Origin of the sequence: Bacillus sp. T3 (assembly GCF_033449965.1) — a bacterium.
Taxonomy (GTDB): Bacteria; Bacillota; Bacilli; order Bacillales; family Cytobacillaceae; genus Bacillus_BU.
Window position 1 is genome coordinate 2,185,491 of record NZ_CP137761.1, and the last position, 10,833, is coordinate 2,196,323.

General features: G+C 37.9%; 8 protein-coding genes and 3 pseudogenes. 3 read left to right on the plus strand and 8 right to left on the minus strand.

All coding sequences use genetic code 11. The features are described 5' to 3' along the window. Positions 1–39 precede the first annotated feature (39 nt). Positions 40–870 carry an inorganic phosphate transporter gene (locus tag RGF10_RS11325; protein WP_318509101.1) on the plus strand — a complete coding sequence of 277 codons (831 nt, stop codon included), beginning with the start codon at positions 40–42 and terminating at the stop codon, positions 868–870. Further along, positions 833–1,093: an inorganic phosphate transporter gene (locus RGF10_RS11330; protein WP_318509102.1), complete on the plus strand. Its 261-nt coding sequence runs from the start codon at positions 833–835 to the stop codon at positions 1,091–1,093. The genes RGF10_RS11325 and RGF10_RS11330 overlap by 38 nt, the downstream gene beginning before the upstream one ends. Positions 1,094–1,516: 423 nt before the next feature. Here the strand turns inward: RGF10_RS11330 and RGF10_RS11335 are convergent, their stop codons facing one another. From RGF10_RS11335 to RGF10_RS11360, 5 genes and pseudogenes are all read right to left on the minus strand, one after another. Beyond that, complete coding sequence (locus RGF10_RS11335) at positions 1,517–2,917, minus strand: ABC transporter permease (RefSeq protein WP_318509103.1); 1,401 nt, start codon at positions 2,915–2,917, stop codon at positions 1,517–1,519. Then, positions 2,805–3,494, minus strand: coding sequence for an ABC transporter permease (locus RGF10_RS11340; RefSeq protein WP_318509104.1), 690 nt, complete (start codon positions 3,492–3,494; stop codon positions 2,805–2,807). The genes RGF10_RS11335 and RGF10_RS11340 overlap by 113 nt, the downstream gene beginning before the upstream one ends. Continuing rightward, positions 3,487–4,255, minus strand: a pseudogene (locus tag RGF10_RS11350) (ABC transporter ATP-binding protein). Before RGF10_RS11350 ends, RGF10_RS11340 begins: the two are co-directional and overlap by 8 nt. A gap of 127 nt (positions 4,256–4,382) precedes the next feature. Then, positions 4,383–5,384, minus strand: coding sequence for a sensor histidine kinase (locus RGF10_RS11355; protein WP_318509107.1), 1,002 nt, complete (start codon positions 5,382–5,384; stop codon positions 4,383–4,385). A gap of 1 nt (position 5,385) precedes the next feature. Further along, positions 5,386–6,057 (minus strand): response regulator transcription factor, encoded by a 672-nt coding sequence (locus RGF10_RS11360; RefSeq protein ID WP_318509108.1) that lies wholly within the window; start codon positions 6,055–6,057, stop codon positions 5,386–5,388. A gap of 192 nt (positions 6,058–6,249) precedes the next feature. Between RGF10_RS11360 and RGF10_RS11365 the strand changes: the two genes are divergently transcribed. Next, on the plus strand, positions 6,250–6,873 hold the full coding sequence (locus RGF10_RS11365) for a hypothetical protein (RefSeq protein ID WP_318509109.1): 624 nt from the start codon (positions 6,250–6,252) through the stop codon (positions 6,871–6,873). A 133-nt stretch (positions 6,874–7,006) separates the two neighbouring features. Here RGF10_RS11365 and RGF10_RS11370 read toward each other — a convergent pair. The 3 genes and pseudogenes from RGF10_RS11370 to RGF10_RS11380 all read right to left on the minus strand — a co-directional run. Next, a protein-coding gene (locus RGF10_RS11370; protein WP_318509110.1) for an IS3 family transposase occupies positions 7,007–8,562 on the minus strand; the annotation gives its coding sequence in 2 pieces (ribosomal slippage) (positions 7,007–7,923 and positions 7,923–8,562; 1,557 coding nt in all). A gap of 147 nt (positions 8,563–8,709) precedes the next feature. Next, positions 8,710–9,577 (minus strand): annotated as a pseudogene (locus RGF10_RS11375) (SDR family oxidoreductase). Positions 9,578–9,953: 376 nt separating this feature from the next. Next, a pseudogene (locus tag RGF10_RS11380) lies at positions 9,954–10,292 on the minus strand (SAM-dependent methyltransferase); the annotation flags it as partial. Positions 10,293–10,833: the final 541 nt, after the last annotated feature.

Consider the following 10,833-nt stretch of genomic DNA (forward strand, 5'->3'; position numbering starts at 1 on the left):
GGCGCAATGTGAATTTTCCTTTCAAGGAAGTGCTATCCTATGGAAATAACGTTATTGGATTTCATTTCTGAATTAAGCATATATCCTGCATTGATCATCACGACAATACTGACATTGGGCGTCATCATTGTCAATGGATGGACGGATGCTCCCAACGCAATTGCCACTAGTGTTTCCACTCGTTCAATTCGTACGGGTGCAGCCATTTTCATGGCGGCTGTGTTTAACCTGTTGGGTGTACTTGCCATGACTTTGGTCAATCAAAAGGTGGCTGAGACCATTTACAATATGGTCGATTTTCATGGTGATGTTGATGATGCATTGGTCGCGTTATGTGCGGCAATGATCGCGATTGTCCTTTGGGCAACTGCAGCTTGGGCATTTGGAATTCCCACAAGTGAAAGTCACGCCTTAATTGCCGGAGTTTCGGGAGCAGCCATTGCTTTACAGGGAGGATTCTCTGGAATTAATGGCAGTGAGTGGATCAAGGTTCTCTATGGTTTAGGTCTATCAACTGGCTTGGGTTTTGTGTTGGGGTTTGTGATGGTGAGGCTTGTTGAACTTATCTTCAGGCGTATGGATCATTTCAAAGCGGGCAAGTTTTTTGGAAAAGCTCAGATATTTTCTGCGGCAGGCATGGCTTTTATGCATGGTGCACAGGATGGTCAAAAATTCATTGGTATATTCTTGCTTGGTATGTTTCTTGCGAAAGGCCAGGCAGAAACTGCCGAAGTGATCATTCCAATATGGCTTATGGTCATTTGTGCTGCAGTAATGGGGCTTGGCACATCAATCGGTGGCTACCTGGATAATCAAGTCTGTCGGGATGGATATGGTCAAGCTGGAAAAATATCAGGGGTTTTCTGCTGAATTAGCAGGGGTTATGTGTTTATTTCTTTCAACTGCCACTGGAATACCGGTTTCGACAACACATACAATATCAACTGCGATTATGGGCGTGGGAGCTGCAAGGAATATCAAAGATGTCAATTTTGGCGTTGTCCGTGAAATGGTACTGACCTGGGTGCTAACATTCCCATTCTGTGGTTTAGTTGGGTACTTGATGGCTAAGCTGTTTATATGGGTTTTTTAAAACTGGAAATGGCGATATTGAAAGATCAGAAAACATCTGTTTCGCAAGAATGCGGCAGATGTTTGTTATTTTTAGAGAGTTTACATTTGTTGACCATTAACATTGGGCAGGTTCTATAAAGGCTCGGGTATTACTGAAGGTGGCTTTTCACTGTAGTTTGAAAATAGACGGAGAAATTACCGTTAAATTGAGAAATATCGATATTTACTTAAAAATAAAGGAAGTTTTTCCGCTTATCTGAACCAAATCCTTGGATTTTGGCATATTTTGAGCAGTTAGAGGAAAAATCTCCCCTTATTTCCGAATCTAAAGCTTCCTTTTTTACATTAGAGGAAAATTCTACGCTTATTTTTCTCAGGCACTGTGCGAAAAAATGCCTAGCTAAAATAAAAAAAGAGGGCAAAGTCTTATCACGCCTCGCCCCTAACTAACGATCTTATAATATTCTCTTGCTGTTAATATATAAACCAATGCATAAAACGCGGCAAAGATGAGAATGGTAGCTGCTGTACATAAGACAAAGAGACCAATATTGGTTAAGTTTAACAATGCCAGTAGTTTTGTAATGACCTTGAAGGCAAAGGCGATGTGAATAACAGCTGAAACAAGCGGAAGGAAAAATACAATCAGCACCTGGCTCATAATCGACTTTTTTATTTCATCTTTACTCAAACCGACTTTTTGCATAATCGAAAATCGTTCTTTGTCATCATAGCCTTCTGATATTTGCTTATAGTACATAATCAAGACGGTTGCCATGATGAATAAGGTGCCAAGGAAAAGACCGAGGAAGAATAAACCTCCGTATAAGGAATAAAAAGTTTCCCTTGATTCCTCTCTTCCTTCCGCAGAACCATCGATGGACAATCCATTCAATTTTTGCGATAAAGCTTTTGTAAACGCAATCTCATTTTCAGGGCTTCCTACAGTGTCAAAGCCGTAATAAAAGGATAAATCCTTCCATTCCACCGCATTCCACTCTCCAACAGGGTATAAGGATTTAATTGTTTCTATATCTTTTACAACGACTACATAACTGTCTGTCATCATTGCTGATGCATCGCCATTGATGGATAAGTCTTTTAACTGTTCTTTAATTTGAAATTTATGTCCTGCGATTGTTATGTTTTTTTTAACAGGGTCGCCCCTAAAAGTGTACAGAAGTACCTCGTTGTCTTTCAGGGTAGCGGAGAGTTTCTCCAATTGGTTGTACTCATCAAGCGGGAGTAGTTCAATCATCGTAATGTTTGAAATTGACTTTTTGGTTGTGCGATCTGTTTTAAACGTGTTTCCCACCCTTTGTGTCGGAAACATTGCAGAGCGATAAGACACTTGATCTTTTAATTTGATTTGGTATTTTCCTGCTTCCTCCTGGACCATTTTTTCCACTGTCTGTGTCTGCTCCTCAGTGAGATTTCTGGCTGAAATATCAATCTCTTTGGGAAAGCGATTTTTCAATAGATCTTCCATCCCAATATAGAGGGACACTGTGGTTGATAACATGACCAATACCATGGTTGATAGAATACAAATATTGGCTAGGCCTACTGCGTTTTGTTTCATCCGATAAATCATGCCTGATACACTGATGAAATGCTTTGTTTGATAATAGAAGTTTTTATTTCTTCGTAATAATTTTAACAAGGCGATCGTGCCGGCCGTAAACAAGGCGTATGTTCCGATAATGACGAGCAATACGGCAAAGAAAAATTTATTTAATGCAGCTATAGGTGATTCTGTTACCAGTGCGATATAGTATCCGGAATGATAGTGCTGCCACACCGATGAAGACGAGAATCCATTTCGTTTTTGGTTCTTTTTCACCGACCTGACCGCCACGCAGCAATTCAATCGGTTTTGCTAGATGGATATACCGTAAATTATTGAGAAGCGATAGGGTGAAAATGCCCCAAAAAAGGACCAAGGTCATTCCGATAGATTTTACCGAAACAAAATGCGTGAGCGGCACTTCAAAACGTAAGATGTTATTTAAAAGCAGAAACATTAACTTGCTCATGACCATTCCGCTTACTAACCCCGTGACCATACTGATGACCGTGACGAAAAAAGTCTCCCATATTACCACTCTAGCGATGTGCTTTTTCTCCATTCCAAGAATGTTAAATAGGCCAAATTCCTTTTTCCGTCGCTTGATTAAAAAGCTGTTAGTGTAAAACAAGAATATGACTGAAAAAATGGCAATCACAATGTTGCCTAAAAATAAAATCTGCATTAATGAATCACCGCCGGACATCTCTTTCAAACCCGGATTTCCAGACATAAAATGCATGATATAGAACATCGCAATCGTACAGATACAAGTAAGAATATAAGGGATATACGTCTTCCGCTGTTTATTGATATTGGTTAGGGCCAGTTTGAGATAGAAAAATTTACTCATTTCTGCCACCGCCCGTTGCAATGATATTTAATGTATCTGAAATTTTTTGATACATCGCTTCATTGGATAAGGACCCTTTATAGATTTGATGGAACACGGCTCCATCTTTGATAAACAGAACGCGGCTAGCATGGCTTGCAGCCTTTGTACTGTGGGTTACCATCAGAACCGTTTGCCCTTCTTGGTTAATTTGTGAAAAAATCTGCAGTAGATCATCAGAGGCACGAGAATCCAAGGCACCGGTCGGCTCATCGGCAAGAACGAGCTTCGGATTCGTAATTAAGGCTCTTGCAACCGCTGCCCGCTGCTTTTGACCGCCTGGAAACCTCATATGGGAATTTTGTTAAGATATCCATGATCCTTAATTTTTCGGCAAGCGGCTTTAAGCGCTTGCTCATTTCACTGTAGGATGTATCGGATAAGACGAGCGGTAAAAAGATATTATCCTTCAGTGAAAAGGTGTCGAGTAAGTTAAAGTCTTGAAAAACAAAGCCGAGATTCTGCCGGCGAAAGGCTGAAATTTCTTTTTCGCTGATGGATACGATATCGGTTCCATTAAGGAAAACCTCACCGCTGGTCGGTTTATCAAGTGCTGCTAAAATATTTAAAAGCGTTGTCTTTCCGGAACCGGATTCGCCCATAATCGCAACATATTCCCCTGCTTCAGCTGAAAAGCAAACATCTGTAAGTGCTTGAACATGATTTCCGCCGAAACGGGTTGTGTACACTTTTTTTAGATTTTTCACCTCTAGTAATGTCATGAAAAATTCCTCCGTCTCACGTTTATTTACATGTTCAGTATAGCAATGGGGGATATGCTCAGACATTGCTTTGGCTTACAAATATGCACTCAAACTTACATTATTGTAAGATTGGAAGCTCACGGTCTCATTCCACTCCAATTTCATTCGTCTCCAAATCAATGATGACCTTTGTTCCTTTTCCTACCTCCGATTCAATGGCGATACCGTGGGATAGCTTGGTCAATATTTGTTTGCATAAATACAAGCCAATCCCCGTCGATTGTTTTAACGCGCGACCATTGTATCCGGTAAAACCTTTATCAAATACCCGTGGCAAATCTTCTGCGCGAATGCCGATACCAGTATCTTCAATAATCAGTCGTTTATTTTTCATGAAAATCGAAATAGAGCCTTTCTTTGTATACTTCAACGCATTGGATAGAATCTGGTCAATCACAAAGAGCAGCCATTTTTCATCTGTTAACACGGTACAGTATACATCCGTATAGTTAAGGATGATTTTTTTTCGGATAAACATTTTGGTATTTTTTCGGATTGCCTGCTTGATAATGGTATCGACTTCATATTTTTTAAAAACAAGATCATTGGACATATTTTCTAAACGAAGATATTGCAGGACAAATTGAACATATTGTTCGATTTTAAATAATTCCATTTCAAGCTCGGAGGTTTGTACCGTTTGTTCCGATTGAAGAAGCAGCCGCATTGCCGCAATCGGTGTTTTGATTTGATGGGTCCATAGGGTAAAATACTCGACTAAATCCTTCTGTTTACTGTCAGCTTGGACGGTCAAATCGTGCTTATTTTTTAATAAAATTTGCAGCAGTTCTTGATATTGGTGTTCAATCGCATTCGTTGGGGCAGGCAATTGGCCGATTTGCAGCATAATCGTTTTTTGGGCGGTCTTAAGCAGCTTGTATCGCTTTCTAAATTTAAAAAAATCCACAACAAAAAAGATGAGTCCAATGTACAGACATAAAAGGGTACTGTAGAGAATCGGGGCGAGAGGGAGATGACTTAGCGAAAAAACAATGAGAAAACAGAGCGTAAAAAGAGCAGTGAGGGCTACCGGCTTCCAGTTTTTATGTATATATAGAAGAAATAAGTTTTCTTTATCATTTTTCATCTCAGTCCACCAAATAGCCGAGCCCTTTCTTTGTTTTAATAAAATCGTTCAGTCCTATTGCTTCTAGCTTTTTACGGAGCCGATTGATATTTACTGTCAGTGTATTATCATCAATAAAACTATCCGTTTCCCACAGCCGGGTCATCAGGACATCTCTTGACACAGCCTTGTCCTTATTTTCAAGCAGAACGTGCAGGATTTTTTGATCGTTTTTGGTTAATTCAATCCTTTGTCCACTAAAGGTGAGTGTTGAGTCACTTGTGTTCAAAATAGCCCCGCGGTGCTCGAGTAAATTGGTTTGTCCAGTGAAATCATACGTGCGCCGAAGTAAAGCCTGGACTTTGGAAGTAAGAACGTTTAAGTCAAAAGGTTTGGCAATAAAATCATCCCCACCCATATTCATCGCCATAACAATATTCATATTATCGGATGCAGAAGAGATAAAGATAATCGGCACCTTTGATAGTTTGCGAATCTCACTGCATAGGGTAAACCCATTCATAAAGGGGAGGGAGATATCTAATAATACCAATTGTGGATCAAAGGAAACAAATTGAGTCATGACGTTTTGGAAATCGGATATGTATTCGACCTCAAATCCCCATGATTGGAGGTGATTTTTGAGTGTTTTGGCGATGGTCATGTCGTCCTCGATGATTAGTAGTTTGTGCATGGTTAAACCTCCGTTCGTTGGGTGGATTGTATATTTATTTTAGCTTATTGGAATGGATTGGAACAATTATTATATTTGGGAGGGAGATAGTAACTTTATCATCAGCCACGGTGTTATAATAAAAGCAACAAAAGTCATAGCAGAGTTTCATCCGACTTATGTTTACAAAAAAATAATTGGGAGGGGATTTTTATGACCATAGCATCCAAAAAGGCATCTCTAAAATGGGTTCTCGTGGCTCTGGCTATACTGCTTGTGGTAGGATGTACTAAAAATAGTCCGGTAAGTGGAGATCAGAATCAAAAAAATAACTCCACCAGTAATAGTCAAAATCAACAAGATTCTTCCACCAATAATAGTCAGAATACCACTTCTAACGATTCTCCTTCTCCTTCGACTTCATCTGAAGATTCCAACTCAATTATCTATAAAAATACTCAATATGGATTTAGCTTTAAGCTTCCGGCAAACTGGGAAGGTTATTCAATTGTCACTGATCAATGGGAAGGTATTGCTTCAACTGACGGTTCAGTTGTTGAAACAGGTCCGATTATTTCTATTCGAGATCCTAAATGGACTGCTGAAACCCCGCGTCAGGATATCCCAATCATGGTATTTACGCTTAACCAATGGGATTCACTTAAAAAAGAAATATTTCATGTTGGTGCTGCTCCCGTAAACCCAAGTGAATTGGGTCGTAATAAAGATTATGTGTTTGCTCTACCAGCACGATACAACTATGCTTTTCCACCAGGGTTTGAAGAAGTGGAAAAAATCTTAGCTGATCATCCATTACAAACAAACGATGCACAATAAAAGGATTTACAGAAACAATTCAAATTCTACGTAGTATGTAGAACCAGAAAAAACAGTTCATTAGATTAGAAAAACGCAGAGGATGCTTTGAACTGCCCCCTGTCAAGTAGACAGTGGAAATAATAAAAATGATTTAAGCGGCTTTAGCTCTATATTCCATAGGGCTAAGGCCGTTTAATCGTTTTTGGTATCTCTCATGATTATAGAAATGGATGTATTCATCTATCGCAAGAGAAAGTTCCTCAAATGTTTTATATTTATGTAAATAATACTTCTCACATTTCAGTGTTCCCCAAAAAGATTCCATTGGTCCATTATCAATACAGCGACCAACTCGTGACATACTTTGTATCATCTTAGCCGCATCTATCTTACGTTTAAATCCTTTGGAGGTGTATTGGAAACCACGGTCACTATGGATAAGTGGATGTTCCCCAATTAATAGAACTTTAGCTTGGTCAAGCGTCTTAAATACAAGTTGATTGTTATTGGAATGTCCTAGAACATAACTTACTATTGATCCATCACAAAGATCACGAATCGCACTTAAATAGGCCTTCTTTGAATGGCCATACTTAAATTCTGTAACATCCGTAACCCATTTTTGATTTGGTTTTTCCGCAGTAAATTCCCGGTTTAGTATATTTTCTGCTACATGTTGTGGTGTAGAGCGTTTATATTGTTTTTTCTTGATTCGAATAACAGAGCGTAAGTCAGCCACTTTCATTAGCCGATAGATTCTTTTATGATTCAGTTTCTCATTAAACTTTCTATTCATGTGAAGCATCATTTGGCGATAACCGAAGGTGCCATCAACTTTTTCGTGGAGAATTTTCATTTCTTTGATAATTTCTTCATTTTGTATTGCTCTTGGAGAAGGAGGATGATTAAGCCATTTATAGTATGCGGATCGTGCTATTCCCGCGATTTCACAAAGTAAACTAATACTTAAAGTCTCTTTCTTGTTAAGCTCCTGAATGGCGATATACTTATCCTCAAATCGGATTTGACTTATTTTCGCCTCCTTTCGATCTCCTCTAACTTTTTTAAGAATAAATTCTCTGCACGTAACCGTTCATTTTCTCTTTCTAACTTTTTCATCTGAAGTTGGAAAAGCTCTACTGGAGTTAGTTCTGTTTCTTCTTTCTTCCTTCCGCGCTTATCTTTAAGTGCTTCATCGCCACCAGCTTCATACTTTTTAACCCACAGATACACTTGTTGATAAGAGACCTCGTAAGTCTCAGACGTGTATTGATAATCTTTTCCGTTCCCTAAGCAATCAAGCACAATTTGTACTCGTTCATCCCAAGTAGTTTTTCTCCCTTTAGTCATAGAGCTCGTCCTTCCTTGTGACGTATCTTTTATTTCACTATGACTATTATACTTTCTAATCCATTTTCTGAGGACAGAGGAATCTGATATATCATACATTCTAGCTACTTCACGAATAGAATATTTACCAGACAAACAATCTTTAATCGCGGCCAGCTTTAATTCTTTTGAATACTTTTTCCAGGTAGTGGACTCCTTTAGACCTTCCAATCCATATTTATCATACTTGTGTTTCCATTCCATAATTGTTGTAGGGTACACGTTGTATATTGACCCTAATTCATTCATTGAACAATGCTCTTCTAAAGCCATTACTATCTCGTATTTCTCTTCTGCAGAGTAAGATCTTTTCGACATAAAAAAACTCCCCTATAAATAGCCAGATTTTTATTTTTTAATCTGTCTACCTAAAGGGGAGCATATCACTTAACCTCTGCGTTTTTCTGTGTGATTTAAGAACAGTTGGACGGTATCAAGGCCACTATCTACCTGGCCTTGATACAATTAGCTTGTTACAAAAAGTCCTCCATTTAAGTGTAAAATTTGCCCCGTCATATAGGATGAGTCACTAGAAGCTAGAAAAACATATGCTGGCCCAAAGTCTACCTGGTTGACCTGCTCTTTTCATAGCGGTAGTACTGCCCCATTGTGCTACTTGATCGGCAGGGAAGGAGGAAGGAATAAGTGGTGTCCAAACCTTACCTGGAGCAACACCATTTACTCGTATCCCTTTTTGAGCTAAAGATTTTGCTAAAGATCTAGTGAAGGACACAATTGCTCCTTTCGTAGCAGAATAATCGATTAGTTGAGGATTTCCTTCGTAAGCAGAAACCGATGTGGTATTGATAATACTAGCACCATTTTTCAAGTGAGCAAGAGCAGCCTTTGTTAAGAAAAACATCCCAAAAACATTTACATGAAACGTTCGTAGTAGCTGCTCAGTAGGAATGAATTCAATTCCATTTTGTACATATTGAACAGCTGCATTATTGATAAGGATATCTAATTTGCCATATGCTTGCATCGTATCTGCTATCACTTTATTGCAAAAAGCTTCATCTGCGATATCACCTGAAATCATGATACAGCGGCGTCCGGTTGCCTCTATTAGCTGCTTCGTTTGCTCAGCATCCTTCGACTCATTATAAAAAACAATGACAAGATTTGCTCCTTCCTTAGCAAATGTCAAAGCAACTGCCCGTCCAATCCCACTGTCTCCACCTGTAATAACAGCAACTTTTCCTTCGAGTTTTTGGCTACCTATGTAATTCTTGTTTTCAAAAATGGGTAAAGGATTCATGTTATATTCCATGCCAGGATGTTCATTTTGGTGCTGAGGTGGGAAATTTGTCATGTTTGCCTCATTATTCATACCGCTCATAATTAAACCTCCACGTCTTTTATTCTGAAACGTTCTGCAATATGCATTCAATCATGCAAAAATAATGAACACAGGTTTGGACGAGGCCGAACTGCTAGCGGAGGTAAACCACAGAAGTTTGCAATTTTCTTGAGTTTTTGTCATTTTCCCCGTAATGTTTTAACTTCCACTTCAGGGTTTCCATATTCCGATTCTCCTTTTTAAAATAGCCAAATTTGAATTACTCAATACCTAAAAGGTTCCCAAAGCAAATATAGATAAATTATTAATTACTGTTTTTATAATTTCTATTTTTGTTTAAAAGGTATGATAAATAAAAGAAACCTCTCAATCCATTGAAAGATTGAGAGGTTTGTTGTTTATATAATCATTTTTTAACAGCATGAATATAATGAATCTTTTCGAATGCAGATAAGTAATCTGTTCTATTTTGAAAGAATTGCTTTTGAATAGAAAGAGGTGACAAATTCTCGTAAATGAGTAAACCTGCGTTTTCCATCATTTTCTCTATTTCATGATAATTAAAACAAGACTTCATTGGTTCACCGCCAGCTGCAACCATTTGAACCATATTTTGAACCCGATTAGAGTTGCTTTTTTCTTGAATTAATTTTTCATCTCCAAATTCAAAAACTATAGAACTTCCTTCTGGAACTTTAGTAACCAATTTATTAATCAACATAGCAATTTCTTCTTTTGTTAAATAACAATTGTACTCCTTGACCATTCTGTATTCTTCAAATTTTCATATTTCTTATTAACTATGTTTGAGCATTAGGTCATAATCATTGCCGTTTTCAAAAATTAAAAATGATTCCAATTGTTCAATAATTGGATGATTTTTACAAAAAATTTAGCAGTATAATTATTGGTAATTGAATGGAGGGAACAAAGTTAATGGAAGCCACAAGCAATGAATCTCTTAAGTTACCAAGAAAACTACGTGGAAGAAGTATACATACAAACATAATTCCAACCGTTTGCAAGGAACTAGTAGATTTTTATAACCTTAATCAACTAGGATTTTAAAAAAATAGATATTTATTCAGCAAGGACGGGGTTAGTTATACCACAATGAAATTAGATGTTTTTTTCAGATTGGTTTTATGCTGGATAACGTGGACAAGTATGAAGAAGAAATCAACATAGTAAATGAATATGCTGAACAATAATAGTCACTAAAAATATGAATGATCTGAAAAATAAATTTAATGAGGTTTGGTCTAGGATACTTGATAAACCAAAAG

Bases quoted from the DNA above. Each gene is read 5' to 3' on its own strand.
- RGF10_RS11325 (WP_318509101.1), top strand. From the start codon at position 40: ATGGAAATAACGTTATTGGATTTCATTTCTGAATTAAGCATATATCCT.
- RGF10_RS11330 (WP_318509102.1), top strand. From the start codon at position 833: ATGGTCAAGCTGGAAAAATATCAGGGGTTTTCTGCTGAATTAGCAGGG.
- RGF10_RS11340 (WP_318509104.1), bottom strand. From the start codon at position 3,494: ATGAGTAAATTTTTCTATCTCAAACTGGCCCTAACCAATATCAATAAA.
- RGF10_RS11355 (WP_318509107.1), bottom strand. From the start codon at position 5,384: ATGAAAAATGATAAAGAAAACTTATTTCTTCTATATATACATAAAAAC.
- RGF10_RS11360 (WP_318509108.1), bottom strand. From the start codon at position 6,057: ATGCACAAACTACTAATCATCGAGGACGACATGACCATCGCCAAAACA.
- RGF10_RS11365 (WP_318509109.1), top strand. From the start codon at position 6,250: ATGACCATAGCATCCAAAAAGGCATCTCTAAAATGGGTTCTCGTGGCT.